Origin of the sequence: Sphaerospermopsis sp. LEGE 08334 (assembly GCF_015207205.1) — a bacterium.
Taxonomy (GTDB): Bacteria; Cyanobacteriota; Cyanobacteriia; order Cyanobacteriales; family Nostocaceae; genus Sphaerospermopsis.
In genome coordinates this window covers 171,370-188,756 of the sequence record NZ_JADEXH010000003.1, presented here as the reverse complement: position 1 = coordinate 188,756, position 17,387 = coordinate 171,370, and the positions used below count along the sequence as shown (strand labels likewise).

19 protein-coding genes are annotated in these 17,387 nt (G+C 38.9%); 10 read left to right on the top strand and 9 right to left on the bottom strand.

The features are described from left to right. The first annotated feature begins 305 nt into the window (after nucleotides 1-305). From IQ237_RS03205 to IQ237_RS03195, 3 genes are all read left to right on the top strand, one after another. Nucleotides 306-1,232 carry a Ycf66 family protein gene (locus IQ237_RS03205; protein WP_194052227.1) on the top strand — a complete coding sequence of 309 codons (927 nt, stop codon included), beginning with the start codon at nucleotides 306-308 and terminating at the stop codon, nucleotides 1,230-1,232. A gap of 149 nt (nucleotides 1,233-1,381) precedes the next feature. Further along, nucleotides 1,382-1,936, top strand: a complete 555-nt coding sequence (locus IQ237_RS03200; RefSeq protein ID WP_194052225.1) for a PD40 domain-containing protein — start codon at nucleotides 1,382-1,384, stop codon at nucleotides 1,934-1,936. Between the two features lie 132 nt (nucleotides 1,937-2,068). After that, nucleotides 2,069-2,596 (top strand): PD40 domain-containing protein, encoded by a 528-nt coding sequence (locus IQ237_RS03195; protein WP_194052223.1) that lies wholly within the window; start codon nucleotides 2,069-2,071, stop codon nucleotides 2,594-2,596. Nucleotides 2,597-2,677: 81 nt separating this feature from the next. Here IQ237_RS03195 and IQ237_RS03190 read toward each other — a convergent pair whose 3' ends face one another. Next, nucleotides 2,678-3,685 (bottom strand): succinate dehydrogenase/fumarate reductase iron-sulfur subunit, encoded by a 1,008-nt coding sequence (locus tag IQ237_RS03190; RefSeq protein WP_194052221.1) that lies wholly within the window; start codon nucleotides 3,683-3,685, stop codon nucleotides 2,678-2,680. Nucleotides 3,686-4,658: 973 nt separating this feature from the next. Here IQ237_RS03190 and IQ237_RS26610 point away from each other — a divergent pair. The 3 genes from IQ237_RS26610 to IQ237_RS03180 all read left to right on the top strand — a co-directional run bounded on the left by IQ237_RS26610 (nucleotide 4,659) and on the right by IQ237_RS03180 (nucleotide 6,914). Continuing rightward, on the top strand, nucleotides 4,659-4,790 hold the full coding sequence (locus tag IQ237_RS26610; RefSeq protein WP_255512616.1) for a hypothetical protein: 132 nt from the start codon (nucleotides 4,659-4,661) through the stop codon (nucleotides 4,788-4,790). A 450-nt stretch (nucleotides 4,791-5,240) separates the two neighbouring features. Continuing rightward, entirely contained in the window at nucleotides 5,241-5,678 is a 438-nt protein-coding gene (locus IQ237_RS03185) for an AbrB family transcriptional regulator (RefSeq protein ID WP_194052219.1), read from the top strand. A 357-nt stretch (nucleotides 5,679-6,035) separates the two neighbouring features. After that, nucleotides 6,036-6,914, top strand: coding sequence for a CPBP family intramembrane glutamic endopeptidase (locus IQ237_RS03180; protein ID WP_194052217.1), 879 nt, complete (start codon nucleotides 6,036-6,038; stop codon nucleotides 6,912-6,914). A gap of 529 nt (nucleotides 6,915-7,443) precedes the next feature. Here the strand turns inward: IQ237_RS03180 and IQ237_RS03175 are convergent. The 4 genes from IQ237_RS03175 to IQ237_RS03160 all read right to left on the bottom strand — a co-directional run bounded on the left by IQ237_RS03175 (nucleotide 7,444) and on the right by IQ237_RS03160 (nucleotide 10,620). Next, nucleotides 7,444-8,565 carry a geranylgeranyl reductase family protein gene (locus IQ237_RS03175; RefSeq protein WP_194052215.1) on the bottom strand — a complete coding sequence of 374 codons (1,122 nt, stop codon included), beginning with the start codon at nucleotides 8,563-8,565 and terminating at the stop codon, nucleotides 7,444-7,446. Between the two features lie 143 nt (nucleotides 8,566-8,708). Beyond that, nucleotides 8,709-9,257 carry a ribosome recycling factor gene (gene frr / locus IQ237_RS03170; protein WP_194052214.1) on the bottom strand — a complete coding sequence of 183 codons (549 nt, stop codon included), beginning with the start codon at nucleotides 9,255-9,257 and terminating at the stop codon, nucleotides 8,709-8,711. Further along, nucleotides 9,244-9,972 carry a UMP kinase gene (pyrH, locus tag IQ237_RS03165; RefSeq protein ID WP_194052205.1) on the bottom strand — a complete coding sequence of 243 codons (729 nt, stop codon included), beginning with the start codon at nucleotides 9,970-9,972 and terminating at the stop codon, nucleotides 9,244-9,246. Before pyrH ends, frr begins: the two co-directional genes overlap by 14 nt. Nucleotides 9,973-10,053: 81 nt before the next feature. Beyond that, entirely contained in the window at nucleotides 10,054-10,620 is a 567-nt protein-coding gene (locus IQ237_RS03160; protein ID WP_194052243.1) for a thioredoxin family protein, read from the bottom strand. 368 nt (nucleotides 10,621-10,988) lie between these two features. On the opposite strand from IQ237_RS03160, the gene IQ237_RS03155 reads away from it, so the two are divergent. Next, entirely contained in the window at nucleotides 10,989-11,927 is a 939-nt protein-coding gene (locus IQ237_RS03155; RefSeq protein ID WP_194052203.1) for a glycosyltransferase, read from the top strand. Between the two features lie 452 nt (nucleotides 11,928-12,379). Here IQ237_RS03155 and IQ237_RS03150 read toward each other — a convergent pair whose 3' ends face one another. From IQ237_RS03150 to IQ237_RS26065, 4 genes are all read right to left on the bottom strand, one after another. Continuing rightward, nucleotides 12,380-12,709 carry a type II toxin-antitoxin system RelE/ParE family toxin gene (locus IQ237_RS03150; protein WP_309225613.1) on the bottom strand — a complete coding sequence of 110 codons (330 nt, stop codon included), beginning with the start codon at nucleotides 12,707-12,709 and terminating at the stop codon, nucleotides 12,380-12,382. Beyond that, the gene (locus tag IQ237_RS03145; protein ID WP_194052199.1) at nucleotides 12,702-12,944 is read right to left on the bottom strand and encodes a hypothetical protein; all 243 of its coding nucleotides are present in this window, start codon (nucleotides 12,942-12,944) and stop codon (nucleotides 12,702-12,704) included. The genes IQ237_RS03150 and IQ237_RS03145 overlap by 8 nt, the downstream gene beginning before the upstream one ends. Before the next feature lie 166 nt (nucleotides 12,945-13,110). Then, nucleotides 13,111-13,359: a YgiT-type zinc finger protein gene (locus IQ237_RS03140; protein WP_194052197.1), complete on the bottom strand. Its 249-nt coding sequence runs from the start codon at nucleotides 13,357-13,359 to the stop codon at nucleotides 13,111-13,113. After that, nucleotides 13,359-13,529, bottom strand: coding sequence for a hypothetical protein (locus IQ237_RS26065; protein ID WP_228019568.1), 171 nt, complete (start codon nucleotides 13,527-13,529; stop codon nucleotides 13,359-13,361). Before IQ237_RS26065 ends, IQ237_RS03140 begins: the two co-directional genes overlap by 1 nt. A 454-nt stretch (nucleotides 13,530-13,983) precedes the next feature. Here IQ237_RS26065 and rpsB point away from each other — a divergent pair, with 454 nt between their 5' ends. The 3 genes from rpsB (at nucleotide 13,984) to IQ237_RS03120 (ending at nucleotide 17,341) form a co-directional block, all read left to right on the top strand. After that, complete coding sequence (rpsB, locus tag IQ237_RS03130; RefSeq protein ID WP_194052195.1) at nucleotides 13,984-14,775, top strand: 30S ribosomal protein S2; 792 nt, start codon at nucleotides 13,984-13,986, stop codon at nucleotides 14,773-14,775. A 253-nt stretch (nucleotides 14,776-15,028) separates the two neighbouring features. Further along, nucleotides 15,029-15,970: a translation elongation factor Ts gene (gene tsf / locus IQ237_RS03125; protein WP_194052193.1), complete on the top strand. Its 942-nt coding sequence runs from the start codon at nucleotides 15,029-15,031 to the stop codon at nucleotides 15,968-15,970. A gap of 492 nt (nucleotides 15,971-16,462) precedes the next feature. After that, nucleotides 16,463-17,341: a hypothetical protein gene (locus IQ237_RS03120; RefSeq protein WP_194052191.1), complete on the top strand. Its 879-nt coding sequence runs from the start codon at nucleotides 16,463-16,465 to the stop codon at nucleotides 17,339-17,341. The last annotated feature ends 46 nt before the right edge of the window (nucleotides 17,342-17,387 follow it).

Below are 17,387 nucleotides of genomic sequence, written 5' to 3'. Positions count from 1 at the left end.
GGATTGGGGACTGGGGACTGGGGACTGGGTAATCAATTTGATATTTCCCAATCAACTATCACCTTTTCCCCAATCACCTTTTCCCCAATCACCAAAAATTGTAAACAGCTTCAAAGCTTATTTGTTAGATGCCTTGAAGCTTAAATACATTGTCAATAGTTAAAATAGTAATTTTAATTGTTAGCAATAATTCCTTGATGGTACAAGCCCCCCGGATTCATCCGTGTGGTAAATCCAAAATCTAAAATCTAAAATCCAAAATTGAATGACTCGCTAACATAGATGTGATATTGGGATAAAGAGCAATGATAAATTTTGGGCTGAACTCAGCCAGTATTTTGGCTCAGGTAAATTTTGGGGCTAACTCAGCCAGTGTTCTAGGAATTTTCCTGGCTGTGGCTGGGGCAGCACTATATTTTCTCCGCACCGTGCGCCCAGAACTGTCACGAGATCAAGATATCTTTTTTGCGGCAGTCGGCTTACTATGTGGTTTTATTCTCATCTTCCAAGGATGGCGGCTTGACCCAATTTTACAATTTGGTCAGTTGCTATTAGTCGGTTCTACTGTATTTTTTGCTGTTGAAAGTATTCGTCTGCGAAGTATTGCTACTCAACAAGCGAAACGCAATACTCCCATTGTGGATGATGAGCGAGAAGTCAGCAGAAAATATTCTTACTCTGAACGGCGCAATTATCAAGCTGAGATGGATGCTGATTTAGAACCTTTACCTTATTACGAAGAGGAAGAAGAAGAACGTCCCCCACGTCCCAGGATTCGCGGTAGTCGAGATGATCGTTCTACTCGTGATAATTACTATGAGGAACAACCGCCTCGTCGTTCAGAACGTCGTAACACCAGGGAAAAACCAGAAACAGCCGAAAGGAAACGTCGTCCGAGTTCTGGACGTTCCGTAAGTCTCAAGAGTGATAGTTTTGAACAAGAAAATTGGGGTTCTGTTTCTAGGGAAGTTGATGATTGGGAAACTCCCAAAGAGGAAGTAAGAAAACCATCTCGTCGTCGTAATGACAGACCCACACGCCCAGAAAGCAGTGAGGATGATGTTACACCTAGACCTAGAAAGCGTCGTCCACCTGCTGACTCATCCACCCGCAGAGAAAGGAATGATGATGAGGCCATCCCCACTGATTATGTCCCATATAACCCCATTGAAACACCAAAGGACGGATCTGATAATGCCAACGATTTTGATGATATTACAGGTGACAGGTGACAGGTGACAGGTGACAGAGTGAAAAAGCTGTGTAGATTTTAGTTTTGTTATCTATTTATTTCCTCAGCATCCTGGCGCTTGATATATCTAAAATATTTGGAGTGAATCAACGGTGATGGTAATTTTCAAGGCGACGGAAAGCGGTTGATGTGAAAACATTTACGTCTATATTTTGGCTCCAAAAACGTATTCGTTGGAGCCTAATTTTTAGCTTGAGTGGTTTACTTGTGTCTTGTGGTGCTGGTGATATTCCGGTTGGGGTTTATTCGTTGAACAGTCTTTATACTGAGGATCAACCTGCTTTAAGTGGAAATGGACGCTTTTTAGCCTTTGTCTCTAATCGTAATGGTAATCAGCAATTGTTGATGTACGACTTGGAAACTCAAAGTTTTATTCCCACTCCTGGTTTAAACCGACGAGAAACTGTTGCTGAAAGCCCCAGTCTCAGCTATACAGGTCGTTATATTTGTTACCTCACGAGTGACCAAGGTAGACCAGTGATAGCACTTTACGATCGCGCTATGAAACAATCACAAATCATTACTCCTACCTATCGCGGTTGGATCAGAAATCCTCATATCAGTCCTGATGGACGTTATATAGTTTTTGAATCTGCCAGTCGTGGACAATGGGATGTTGAAGTTTTAGACCGAGGACCTACTGTAGAATTAGATATCCCTAATGGTGCAACAGTAGGTAATTAGGTGACTGGTGATTGGTGATTGGTGACTGGTGATTGGTGATTGGTGACTGGTGATTGGTGACTGGTGATTGGTGACTGGGAAAAATAACTAATAACTAATAACTCATGACTAATGACTAATGACTAATAACTAATGACTAATTACAAATTACTTTTATTTTTATTTTTAAGTTCAACTGTGTTAAGTGGCTGTTTTGGTTATCCGCGTATATTAAGTTATCCATTTGACTCTGGTGGTCGCGGTTTAAACAGTTCAGCTTCGGAGTTAAATCCGCAAATTTCCGGTAGATATATTGTTTTTAATACTAATCGTCGCGGTAGCCAGGATATTTATATGTTTGATACTGTTACACGAAATTTAGTAGATTTACCAGGTTTAAATTCTTTTGATACTATTGCTGATCATGCTTCTGTGACTCAAGATGGTCGTTTTGTGGTTTTTGCTGGGAGTCGTCAGGGGCGCTCCTCTATTTTTCTTTATGATCGAGAAACTCGACAATCCAGAAATTTAACTGCTAATCTGCAAGCAGAAGTCCGCAATCCTACAATTAGTGCTGATGGTAGTAGGATTGCGTTTGAGTTTAGCAATAATGGGCAATGGGATATTTTACTTTATGACAGATTTGGACAAAAATTGAATATCCCCCAAGACCCAAGATAATTGATAATTGATAATTGATAATTGATAATTGATAATTTGTAGTTATAAATTACTAGCCAATCACCAATCACCAATCACCAATCACCAATCACCAGATTTAACTGATTCAATGAGCGATCGCACTTGTTGAGTACCTTCTGAGGGTTCAAAGGAGAGGGGAAATTTACCCCTGACTAACATCCGTAAACCCAGAGGTGCAAGACTGAGTAATCCTTTTAAATCGCGGAAATAATTACCAACTACCTGGATACCAAATTGACGTTCATCAATCCAACCACCTGCTTTAACTAACTCAACCAATACTTTACGGTGACGAATGGAACGGCTATCACTGGCTTTTTTGCGGTCAAGAATTTCTTGTTTAATTTTGGTAATTTGTTCTAATGGTGCAACTTCCATTGGGCAAACTGAGTCGCAATAAAAACAACGAGTACAACCCCAAACACCTTGAGTTCCTTCGTTGTAATTTTCCAAGCGATTTTCTGTGTCACTATCGCGGGAATCTGCCACCATGCGATATGCTTTAGCGAGAGCGTGGGGACCTACAAAATCGGAATTAACTTCACGGGCGTTGCATTCTGAATAACAAGCACCACACATAATACAATTACCTGTTTGATCGAGAAGCGATCGCTCTTGTGGTGTTTGCAAAAATTCTTTTTCTGGTACTTGTCGCGCTGCTGTACTGACATAAGGTGCAACTGTTTCTAAATGATCCCAAAAACTGCTCATATCCACCACCAAATCTTTAATCACAGGCATATTGCCCAAAGGAGCGATCGTGATTTCATTAATGGTATGATTATCGGTTGTCGATAACAAAGATGATGAAATTTTTTGCAATCTAGCTAGTTCACTGCCCACATTTTCCTTACAAGCTAAAGCTGAACGTCCATTAATTCGCATAGCACAGCTACCACAAATAGTATTGCGGCAATTTTTGCGAAATGCTAAAGTTCCATCTTGTTCCCATTTGATCCGATTCAGGCAATCAAGGATTGTATTACCTGGTTCTACCTGTAAAGGATAAGTTTGGACAACAGGGTGAGAGTTTTGCTGCTGGCGAATAATCTTAAAAATAACTTCCATATATTACCAACCAAATTCTAAAAATTGCCTTACCTGCTGCCAAAATAATGAGTACAAGCAGGTTTTTGTGAAAAATTAGCCCGTTATTTAACTTCAGTGGCTAATAAGCTGACGCTGAAGGCGCTCATGATTCCAGTTCAAGGATAACCATTAAAATTTTAGTTGTAGAAGTGCAGTCTGTGAGATTTATCGAAACAATCGAGTCTCAAACCTCGCCTTTGATGGCGAAAAGTTGTGGGAGCAGGTGATAAATCCCCGTGACAAAAACTGCCTCCAGCAAAGCAACCTCCTGGTTTTGTGAACTGAGCAGTATTAGCAGGTGTTTAACATAGCGATGTGTTTACCTGAACAAATGCAGCTTAGGCAATGATTACATTTTGATGTTTATTAAACTCGACTCAAGGCTGAAAGCTGAACCCAGGCATTTTCCACCCCGACACAGATGGAAGTTCAATTTGGAAAATATTTTTTTGCTTTTCTCTGACAAGCACTACTTCATCCTCTACACTTGAGACTTCTTTAGTTTAGTCCTGTTTGTAAAAAGTCTTCCAGTAATAGCGAAATAAAAATTTTTTAAATATATAGAAGAGTTAAAGCGGCGGACAATTATTTGGTTATGGCTATCAAGCAAGGGATAGATGTGGTAAATTGATTATTCCCCTAGACAGACGTGGAGAATAATCGGCGATGTTTTCACTGCTCCTAATAAACAGGGTGAAAAATACCAGGGGCTTTTTGTCTGATCTCCATCAAGAAAACCTGGATTTAAGTCACTCACTCAAAACTGCTCGCCTAAATTATATAAACTTTTATAAAAGTCTTGACTCCATACTCATGAGACCATCAGTCCAGAGTAAAATCCTTACTGCTTTTTCTGTCCCCAACTCCAGTGATTTGAAAAAAAAATAATTTGCAAATTGTTTTTTAAATTCAACAAATATTTTGCTATTATTGGTTCATGATAGTATTTAATATGAAATTACGAAGTCACAAAACCAGTACCAAAGTCCGTACAAGTGCGGCTGCTACTGCTTTGTTGATTAGTAATATAGAGACAAGAAAATTTGTGTCTCTATCGGCAGGACAAAAGGGTGTATGTCTCTAAGACCATCAGCAAATACTATGCTGTCCTAAGCTTGAGATGACGAGTGGGTACAAACCTACAACTCAAAAGCAAGAAAGGCAAGCACTGAAAGTGAAAAACCTGCAATTTATTGTATCTACAACTTTTTAGGAGTAGAACTAACCTGATTTGTAAAGGTGGCTGAAAATTACACCACTACACTAGCGCCAAAAGATTAAAATATTTTTCTTTCTTATGGCGAATGATGGTTAAAAATGCCGTACAATCAACGGAATAAAATTCTGTGACAACCATGATCTCTCATTGAATATGGAAAACCATATATAGAGATACTTGGGCTGATCATATCAGCAGGAATTCACACTTCACCCTCAAGTCTTCAGTAGCTCTGGACATTGGCTAAAAAGCCAAATGTAAAAATCAGGCTACATTGATGAACTGTTTCAAGAGATTAAGGAAATTTTGAACATAATGACTGAAACTGCAACCGCCCCATTAACAGGAAAAGCACTGCTGGCTAAAGTAAAAGAGCTTTCTAATTTACCACGCCGAGAAAGAGCGAAGCAGTGCGGCTATTACACCGTGACCAAGAATAATCAGGTGCGTGTAAATCTCACCGATTTTTATGATGCTCTGTTGTCAGCTAGAGGTATTCCTCTAAGTCCAGAATCTCCTAAAGATGGACGTGGCCGCGAACCGACATACCGGGTGAGTGTTCATCAAAATCGTCAAATTGTAATTGGTGCTACCTATACCAAAGCAATGGGTTTAAAACCTGGTGATGAGTTTGAAATTCGGTTAGGTTACAAGCATATTCACTTGATTCAACTTGGTGAAAGTGATAAAAAATTGACATCATCTGATGTGGATGCTGATGAAGCTGATTTAGAAAATGAAGAGGAGGAATAAATTTCTCTGAGAGTAGGGGTAAGTCGTAAATAAATCTTTGCTTTCTTATCCCTACAGCTACAAATAAATGGCATTTGTAGTTTAAAGCTTTGTTCACACAACAAAATAAGATTTGACGTAAGCATTCAGCCGTCAGCTATCAGCCATCAGCTATGTACCTGAAAGGTAAAAATACAAAGAATCAAAAGAAACAGATGCAGATAAAATTCCTAAAATTCAAACGTCTGAATCCTTGCTGTTGGCTGATTACTGATTAGTAATAGCTGAATACTGACTATTTGACATTTTGTAAGCATCACGAATTCTAGTAGAGTTTTGAAGGATAAGCAATAACTCTCTGGGAGCTAGAAATCTATCGTGATTTTCTCGTCTGTTTTCTTTTCACTGATAGAGCCATCAGTCAATAATACATTACTGGCGTTGCTGAAAAATGCGCCAGTAGTGTTTTTTGTCATGGCTTTTTTTCTTGTTTGGGTAGTATGTTGGTTGCCATTAGCAGCGATATCCGCCTTCATACTTAATTTACAGCTTAATAAACCTTTACAACCAGAGCAAAAAATTCCTTTATTGGTATCTCTCTATTTATTAGTACCTTTAATTTTCTGGGGAATTAATTGGTTAGGACTGGGATCTTTTGCTAATTATGGCTTGGTGGGAAACCTGAATATTTTGGGTTCTTTGTGGCTGGGATTGGGTTTAGGTGTGTTGGGACTGGTGATAGTGTTTACTTGCCAATTTTGGCTAGGTTGGTGCTATTTAGAAAAATCAAATATTAAATTAATTCCGGGAATTTTGCTACCAATTTCTTTGGTAGCTTTGTTTGTGAGTGGGATAGAAGAGTTAGTTTTTCGGGGTTTTTTATTGACAACCCTGGAGAAAGATTATCCGATCTGGTTAGCAGCGATTATTTCTAGTTTGATTTTTGCGCTGCTACATTTAGTTTGGGAACAGCGAGAAACGATACCGCAACTACCTGGTTTATGGATGATGGGAATGGTGTTGGTATTGGCCAGGTTAGCTGATGGTGGTAGTTTGGGGATAGCTTGGGGACTTCATGCGGGTTGGGTATGGGCGATCGCTACAATAGATACAGCAGGATTAATAACTTATACAGGGAAAGTCTCAGAATGGGTTACAGGTAAAAACAAAAAACCCCTAGCTGGTTTAGCTGGGGTTCTCTGTGTTTTGGTTACAGGAGTAATTCTTTGGTGGTTTGTTGAGCTTGTCCTAAGTTGACAATTTTATAGACAAAACCCTACTTAGGGTTTGCTGAAAAAGTTATCTGTGAAGGACCAGTGACAGGTGCTACGCCACGGTGACAGGTGACAGTTTCAAGAGTTGGATAGGAACGATTTTTTCTTTAAGTAGGAATTAAATGCAAGGTTTTTAACCCACATTCCACACTTCGCTTTGTAATACATGAAGATTACAAAAATTGGGGTTCATGGTGGTTGAATAGCGAACTGCTTGCAGCAGCGCTTCGCTATCGCCGAAGGGCTATAATTCATACGTTTAAATACTGAATAATATCAACATATTTTGTAAAATTTATTGAAGTGTTAACGTATGACATTTTGAAGTGCGGAAAGTCGGTTTTAAGTTTGATGCCAAGGAAAAATCGCTCCCATCCAACTCTTGAAACTGTTCCCTGTTCCCTACCTTCACGGAAAGACTTTTTCAGCAACCCCTATATAGCAGATTTAGGCATTGGATAGGAAAAAACCAATCACCAATTACCAATTACCAATTACCAATTACCAATTACCTAACCCCCAAAACCAGGAATTAAACGTTTCAGAGCGCGACCAGCTACATCACCATATCGCAATTCACCACAAAGGATTTTACCCATAGTTTGAGCGCCAGAGGGGCGTTTAACACCAACTTTGTAGCCAATACCAGGGAAGCGATAAAATGCACCAGCTAATTTTTGCGCCCAAGCCATTTCTGAACCCCATTGTTCATTCATAGCCTCAGTGTAGTTTTCCAAGGCGTTGATATCACCACTAAGCGCCTCATTAATGAATTGTGCAGCTAGGACACCGCTAAAGATGGAGGGACGAATACCTTCTGCGGTAAAGGGGTCAACGACACAAGCAGCTTCACCAGCTAATACAGCATTTTGAGTATGTAGTTTTTGATTGCCATCCCAGATGCACAGGGGATGACCGTACTGCTGGCTAGTTTTGATATCTACATTAAAATATTTGGCATATTCATCCAAAATTTTTTTAAAGTCCTGGGGTTCGCCACCAATAAATGTTCCGACTCCGAGAGAGTAACCGTCAGCTTTGGGAAAATTCCAGATATAACCGTTTTTGACTAAACCAAACTCAAAGTGAATTGTAGATTTATTTTCTACATTTGCCGGAATTTCTGCTTCTAATGCTCCTGCTAATCGGCGTTTACGGTTTTTAAAACCTAGCCATTTTGCCATTGGACCTTTAACACCATCCGCAGCAATTAAGTAGCGACCTGTGACTTGTCCGTTAGCTGTGTTCACTTGCCAATGATCATTTTTAAATTCAATACCTGTGACTTCTGTATTGTCTCGTAGTTCAGCCCCTTGCTTTTGGGCTTGTTGAACTAAAAAATGGTCGAATACATCTCGTCGCACCATCCAGACTGGTTCTTTGATGCCGATTTTGGCTTCTACAGGATCTTCTAGTTTCCAGGTGAAGCGCAGGGAGTCTACTTTAACGGAAATTGCAGGGCTAAAGTCAAAATCAAACCATTGAGCGATCGCAGGTGACACACCACCACCACAAGGTTTATATCTGGGCAGAGATGCTTTTTCTAAAATTAATACTGAGCGTCCCTGTTTGGCTAAATGATAAGCTGCTGATCCACCCGCAGGACCAGCACCAACAATGATGCAGTCGTACATAAATAAGGGAATGGGTAATGGGTAATGGGTAATGGGTAATGGGTAATGGGTAATAGGGAATGGGTAATGGGTAATGGGTAATCACTTTTATTTTTCCCAATCACCAATCACCAATCACCAATCACCAATCACCAGTCCCCAACTTATACGGTTGTAATGTCTTTTTCTTTCTCTGCCAGTAATTCGTCAATCCTGGTTGTGTATTTGTTGGTTAGTTTTTGTAGTTTATCTTGTTGATCTCGTGATTCGTCTTCGGAAATTTCCGCAGCTTTTTCTTGTTTACGAATTGAGTCAAGAGCATCACGGCGGATATTGCGAATACCAACTCGACCTTCTTCGGCATACTTAGCAGCGAGTTTGACAAATTCTTTACGACGGTCAGATGTCAAAGGTGGGATGTTCAAACGAATTACAGAACCATCATTGCTGGGGGTTAAACCCACATCTGACAAGGAGATCGCCTTTTCCACTATATTCAAGCTGCTCTTATCGTAAGGCTGAATTAATATTGTCGAGGCATCTGGTGTACTGATGTTTGCCAGAGATTTGAGGGGGGTAGGAGTCCCGTAATATTCTACTTGTACTTTATCTAGTAAGCTCGCATTGGCGCGGCCAGTGCGAATGGTATTAAAAGCTCGTTGAGTAGCCTCAACGGTTTTTTGCATCGTACTTTCAGCTTCAGCTAATTTCACAAGAACCTCCCACAAGAGTGCCAATAGATTCTCCCATTACTGCACGGTGAATATTTCCTCGCGTTGTTAGGTCAAATACCAGAATGGGAATATTATTTTCTTTACATAAGGCAATTGCGGTACTATCCATGACTCGCAAATCTTCAGCCAAAACGTGGGTGTATGTTAGGGTTGTGTAACGTTTGGCTTGAGGATAAATGGTGGGGTCAGCATCGTAGATTCCGTCTACTTTGGTGGCTTTAAAAATCACTTCTGCTTCTATTTCTGCTGCTCTTAATGCCGCAGTGGTATCTGTGGTAAAGAAGGGATTTCCTGAACCAGCACCAAAAATTACCACCCGTCCTTTTTCTAAATGACGGATGGCACGACGACGAATATAAGGTTCTGCTAATTCTTGCATAGCGATCGCTGTTTGTACCCGCGTCTGTATTCCTATCCTTTCTAGCGAGTCTTGTAGCGTCATGGCGTTCATTACCGTGGCAATCATTCCTATGTAGTCAGCGGTTGCTCTGTCCATTCCCGCTGATGCTGCTTTAACGCCTCTGAAAATGTTGCCACCGCCAACTACGATAGCGACTTGAACGCCAGTGGCTACCACCTCTGCCAACTCTTCGGCTATTCCCTTGACTACTTCTGGATCAATGCCATAGCCCATGTTGCCCATCAAGGCTTCACCGCTCAGTTTAAGTAAAACCCGTCGGTAATTCGTTCCCATGAAGTTACGTTTTATCAAATAAGTTGCAATTGCCTCAAATTTAAGATAACAGTACAGTGGTAATCTGTGTCTAGTTCTAGTTTATTTTCGCCATACTAATGGCGTTCCCACCTGTGGGGTTTGTGCTGGCTGGATTTCTTGACCTTGAAATAAAGAGGCGATCGCATTTCTTAAATAATCTTCCCCATTCGCTGATGGATCTTGATGGTGATCGTCTATTTGTCCTTTATAGCGCACAATCCCTTCATTATCAATCAAAAAAGCCGTAGGTGTGCTAACAGCGCCCAAGCTACAAGTTACATCTTGTGTTGTGTCCCATAGGTAGGGAAAATTTAATTCATGGCGCTGGGCAAAAACTTTCATATCTTCAAAGTTTGAGCTAGGGTTTATATCTTCCCCAGGATTCACATCATTACCATTTAGTCCAATGAGTGTAAAGCTGCTAGGTGAAAATTCCGTTTGAATTTTTTTCAGTCTGTCTATATACTTTTCTACATAAGGACAGTGGTTAGACATACAAATTACACATACTGAGCGTAAATTATCTAGATAACGGCTGAGATGGTGTACACTGCCATCAATTCCTGGCAACTCAAAATCTGGTGCGTAGCTTCCGACAGGAGTATAAATTGTTTCTAGTATATTTATTGTTTTTTGCCAGAAGGAACTAGGAACAAAAACTTGTGTAAATTCAGCGTTAGTTTTTTAGGTGCTAAACTAAGCCTTAGTATTTGTTTTATATCCAAATTCATTTTATATACTAATTGAGTTAGCATAAATTGTAAAACCTCCTGAATTTAGGATTTATGCTATTTTGAACATCCACAATGTTGGTTTTTGGGTAATTTTTCTGTAATAACCCTGTAAAGTATCACATATTTCTCTAATTCTCGTGTAATATGCCAAGCTCAAAATTCCAGCTTTGTCCTATGCTAGATATCTAGATATGGGCAAAAATCTATTTAACATTATATTTAACATTTAATTTTGAGTTGTTTAGTGATGTAGGTGAAACAGTGTTTTTTAGTGTTGTTATACCAACTTATAATCGGTTGCCAATTTTGCAGAAGTGCCTCCGCGCTTTAGAATTGCAAAACTTAAATGATACAGCCCTTATAGAAGGGTATGAGATTATTTTAGTGGATGATGGTTCTACAGATGAAACTTTAGACTGGTTAGCGGAACATCAAGATCAGTTTCCTCATGTAAGGTGTTTTGAACAAGATCATGCTGGTCCTGCGGCGGCGCGAAATTTAGGGGTAGAAAAAGCTGCGGGTGATACGATTATTTTTATTGATAGTGATTTGGTAGTTTTATCTAATTTCTTGCAAGCTCATGCAGATGCTTTGCTGCAAGGAAAGGAAAAATTAGGAAACGACGCTTTTTTTACCTATGGTGCGGTAATTAATACTTGTAATTTTGAAAATCCCACTTCTGAACCTTATAAAATCACAGATTTTTCTGCGGCTTTTTTTGCTACGGGTAATGTGGCTATTCCTAAACATTGGTTAGAAAAAGCTGGTTTATTTGATACTGGTTTTCAACTTTATGGATGGGAAGATTTAGAATTAGGTATAAGGTTAAAAAATTTGGGTTTGCAATTAATTAAATGTCCTGAAGCTGTGGGTTATCATTGGCATCCACCCTTTAGTTTACAACAAATTGATAATTTAATTGATAAGGAAATTCAACGGGGTAGGATGGGAGTTTTGTTTTATCAAAAACATCCGACTTGGGAAGTGAAAATGATGATTCAAATGACTTTGTTTCATCGTTTATTGTGGGGTATTCTTTCTTTAAATGGTTTGTTTAATGAAAAAACTAGCGCCCCTTTATTGCAATGGTTGATTAATTTGGGTAAGCCGCAGTTAGCTTTGGAAATTGCGCGGATTTTCTTGAATTGGTATAATGTAAAGGGGGTTTATCAGGCTTATGGTGAGATGATGAGTAAGTGATTTTCTCACGCAGAGACGCAGAGACGCAGAGAAGAGAAGAAGGGATATAATAGAAGAATTGTGATATTTTTCTCTTAGGGGTAGAAATCCTCATCTAAAATCTGCTCTACTGAGAAGGGAGAAGTTAGAGGATATTCATTTTCTGATGGTATGGTAATTCCATCTCAATACTGAGGAAATATGAAATAATTTTTCGTCGTTTTCTGATTTGGTTAATAAATATCTTCGTGTTAATGATTGGATACTGTTAATTATTTCTAGGGATGAGAGAGATAATAGTTTTTTGATTTCTTCTCTGGATAGTGGTTGAGCATTTTGGCTAATTTTTAATAGTGTTTGTTTTTCAATATTGGTTAATCTCTCCCAGGTTAAGTCAAGGTTGGGTTGAGGTAACAAAACCCAACATTTTTAATACTTGAATATAATAATTATTCCATAACCTGTTCTATAATTTATCGAACTCTAACAACAGCAATATCCTCTTGATCAGACTTAGAATAAACTGTTAACAAAATAATACTGTCAGCAGTTTGTAAATAATAAATTAGCCGATATCCAGCACTTTTCCCTTTTTGAATATTGCTATTTTTCACCCTTACCTTATAAACTTGATATTCTTCTGGTAAACCCGCAAGGCGATCGCCAATAATTTCTCCTTGCTGCAACTGTAAAATAACGGGTTCAATATCATCACGAATTTTTCGATAACGTTTTGATAGTTTATACAGTTGTTTTTCAAATTCAGGAGAAAATCGCACTGATATATTATTTATATCATTCACTTTCAATTCTCTCCCATAACTCAGAAATAGGTCTAGTTTCTCCTGCTTTAACTTCCTGAAAAGCTTTTTTTAAACTTTCTTCTATTTCCCCAATGGAAGTATCATCAGGATCATGATCACTTGCTTCTGGTAAGAGAATAATTACCTTGACTTCTTGAAAATCATCAATTCCTAAAGGATAATCTAAGGTTAATTTTCCTTGTTGAATTTTACCTGTAACTTCTAAGGCTTTCATATTTTTTACTTAGTTGTATTCATAACTTATGATTTTCATAAATCGGTAAATTATCTTATATTCTATTACATTAAATTATTTATTAAAACTAATTTCCTATCAATCTTCGTGTTGTCAGGGTTTAGCATTGCTAAACCCCTACATTCTGACATTTATTATTGTTGTTTTAACCAGAAAAAGCAAAAACATCAATCTCAATCTTTCTTTGGGACTTTTGATTACTATTAAGCATTAAACGAATATTTTCCGCAGTCTCACTACTAGCAGTCTCACTACTAAAAGTTATTTCCCCACAACGAGAACAAACTTTAGCTGGAATACCCTCAACTAAAATTATTCTACCGTTAATTTCAAAAGTTTCATTCACTAACTCTTCAGTAAAATTTTCTGAACCACAAATATGACAACTCAACATTATAACCTCCTTTGGCAATAATTAATCCATTCTCTTTGATCAGGCTCATATAAAGTAATAATAGTCAAAATATCAGATTCTCGCCTTGATACCTGCAGTTGTTCATCTTTATCTTTTGCGACAATGGCAGGATCAAAATCAATTGCTGTGGGTGGTTTAATTATGCTCATGTATTTTTACCTTTGATTTAAGATGATTGACATTTTTTATTCTAATTCAAAGTCACTATTTTTAAATAAAACAATATTGACATTGTATGAAGATTTTTGAATTTTATTGTTTGAATTTTCTTCACCTAATTGTATTTGCTGATTTTTGTTGTTATTAGTCAGCTTGTTCAGACTTGTGCTAAAAACAGGTATTTGATCATTAACCAATTTCTTAAAAATTCTGACTCCTGATCTCCTGACTCCTTGATCTCCTGACTCCTAACTTCTTGATCCCCTGACTCCTAACTTCTTGATCTCCTGACTCCTGACTGATATTTCCAAATATTGCTGCAAAATTGCCACAATTGTGCTACCCTAGTATAGTTGTCTAAATTCCGCACATCCGGGGATTCGGGTGTTTCCGCTGTGGAAATACGCCAGGATGGAGGTTTAACCCGAATAGGAGTAAGAAAATATGCCAGTTGTTTCTTTGGCTCAGATGATGGAGTCAGGCGTTCACTTTGGGCATCAAACCCGACGTTGGAACCCGAAGATGTCTCCGTACATCTACACTTCCCGCAATGGTGTACATATCATTGACTTGGTGCAAACAGCGCAGTTGATGGATAACGCCTACAACTATATGCGGACACAAGCAGAACAAGGTAAAAAATTCTTGTTTGTGGGTACAAAGCGCCAAGCAGCAGGAATTATTGCACAAGAAGCTAACCGTTGTGGTTCTCACTACATTAACCAGCGTTGGTTGGGTGGAATGCTCACCAACTGGGCTACCATTAAAACTAGAGCAGAACGTCTAAAAGATTTAGAACGTCGGGAAGAAAACGGCGCATTAGACTTATTGCCCAAAAAAGAAGCGTCAATGCTGCGTCGGGAAATGGCGAAGCTACAAAAATACTTGGGCGGCATTAAAAATATGCGGAAAGTGCCTGACATTGTGGTAATTGTTGACCAACGTCGGGAATATAACGCTGTTCAAGAATGCCAAAAACTGGGTATTCCCATTGTGTCTATGTTAGATACAAACTGTGACCCAGATGTGGTAGATATTCCCATCCCAGCCAATGATGACGCAATCAGATCGATTAAACTGATTGTTGGTAAATTAGCAGATGCTATTTATGAAGGCCGTCATGGTCAGCTGGAAGTAGAAGAAGATTACGAAGATTACGAAGGCGCTGAGGAAGAGTACGACTACGATGAAAGTGAGTACACTGACTCAATGATGAGCGATGACGACGAAGAATAAGTAGGGGCGAAGCATTCGGAAAATAGCCTTGGACAAAAATTTATAATTGGTCGCCCGAATGCTTCGCCCGTACAGGAGTCAGGAGTTAGAATACAGAGTATTTGAATGTATTCTGAATTTTGTTTTCTGACTCTGGAAGACGAGGATATACAACTTCATCGCTTTTCTTTACCAGCCCTGAGTAAGATAGAAATACTCAACACCCGTTAGCGATTATAACTCTAGGTCAAGTTAGGATAGGAATTGAGGCAACATGGCGGAAATATCTGCAAAACTCGTCCAAGAGCTACGCCAAAAAACTGGTGCCGGCATGATGGACTGCAAAAAGGCGCTAAAAGAAACTGAAGGAAATATAGAGGAAGCCATCAACTGGCTGAGAAAAAAAGGTATTGCTTCAGCGGGCAAAAAGAGCGATCGCGTGGCAGCAGAAGGTTTAGTAGAAACCTACATTCAGCCTGATGGTAAGGTGGGTGTACTGATAGAAGTAAACTGTCAAACTGATTTCGTTGCCCGTAACGACGCTTTTAAATCTTTAGTTAAGAATCTGGCACAACAAGCTGCAACTGCTGATAGTGTTGAGTCTTTGTTAGCTCAACCCTATATTGAAAAGGCAGATGTGACTGTAGATGAATTTATCAAAGAAAGTATTGCTACCTTGGGTGAAAATATCCAGGTGCGACGCTTTGTAAACTTCTCTCTTGGTGACACACCAGGAGTAGTAGACAGCTACATTCACACTGGTGGTAGAGTAGGCGTGTTAGTGCAAATAAACGCCAATACAGCCGCTGCTGCTGGTAACGAAGAGTTTAAAATCTTGGCCAAAAATACAGCAATGCAAGTTGCCGCTTGCCCCAATGTTGAGTATGTTAGTGTAGACCAAATTCCTGCCGAAACTGTCCAAAAAGAAAAGGACATTGAAATGGGTAAGGAAGACTTGGCGAATAAACCAGAGAACATCAGAGAAAAGATTGTTCAAGGACGGATTGAAAAACGCCTAAAAGAATTAACTTTGTTGGATCAACCTTATATCCGCGATCAAAGCATTTCTGTAGCAGACTTAGTGAAGCAAGTTCAGTCTAAAGTCGATGAAGACATTAAAGTGCATGGCTTTGTGCGATATGTACTGGGTGAAGGCATTGAAAAACAAGAAACTAACTTTGCTGAAGAAGTAGCTGCTCAAATGGGCGCTAAGTAATGGCGCTAAGTAATTTAGTTATGAGTCAGTAGTCAGTAGTTAGTTATTAATAGTATGTTATTAACTGAAGCTGCTGGACTAAAGATTTTTGACTAATGATTAAATCAGTACACAGTAGACAGGTCAGACAGTTTATGGTAAAATGAACGTTGATGACACTGATAACTGATAACTGATATTTGTAAAATCACAGGTCTGGCAAATTTTGCTGACCTGTATTTTATTGGCAGCCGTAGTTACGAAAAATATAGTCAAATATAGCAGGAGTCAGGAGTCAGGATTAAAACACTTTTGTAGTAAGAGTTTCATGATTAATTGATGTCCTAACTACTTTGTCTACGGCTATATTTCTAAATATATCAAGTTTACGCCTTAATGGGCTAACTACGAGCCGCACTATAGTCCAAACTCCAGATGTTCTGGATGATTATTTTCACTGCAAATTGTAAATTTGTATCAAAATAAAATTCAGGTGGAGAAAAAAAGGAAAATATGGCCAGATCAATTGAGCGCATAGAACAGGATATCACAGCCATAAAACAGGCGATTAGAGCGATCGCCACAGAACTCCACAGCAATTATGTCAATTATTTAACTATCCTGGGTGAAGCTTTACAAAAACAGTTAATTTTGGCAGTTTATCACCTTTGTACTCAAGGATATCCTGATAAATTTCTCAAATTGTCACTGAATCAGCGACAACAATTGCAACAAGGTATTCGTAAATTAGGACAAAAAGGCGCACAACAATTGCTTGTTTATCTTCAAGGTGGAGATACGGAAGAAACTGAAGAAACGGAGGAATTTGAAGAAACGGAGGAAACTGAAGAAACGGAGGAATTTGAAGAAATTGACGAAACTGAAGAAAGTGAAAACGATCCTCAATCGAAAATTCAAAAGCAAAAATATTTAGATCCTTCCAACCCCATAGAAGTGGCACAATGGCATCAAGATTTAGAGGAAGGAATTCAGAATACTCTGAGAAAAGTTTCCCAGGATGCTAATTCTTTAATTCAAAAAGCGGGAATTTTACCGAAAAAATTACCAGAACCGATTTTAGCAGCAGCAGCGGCCGCAGTTTCAGAAGCTTCAGGGGAAGTGATACCGGGTCCGCCTAATCTATTAAACTTAGTAATTGAAATCAGTAGTGACGATGAATCAGAAGATTCTAGCTTGACACAACTGATGACCCTGAACTTGCGACTAGGAGACATTGAATTTGCTGATAACACACTCTTGTCAGCACGCAAACAAATTCGTAATATTTTACTGCAACTGAATAAATTAGGAAAAGAATATCAAAAGAAACACAGAGAATTGAAAATTGCGGAAGCGGAAGCGGCTTGGCGTGCGAGTTGGTTTGAGGATTAGTTTAAGGTGACTGGTGACAGGTGATTGGTGATTGGTGACTGGTGAC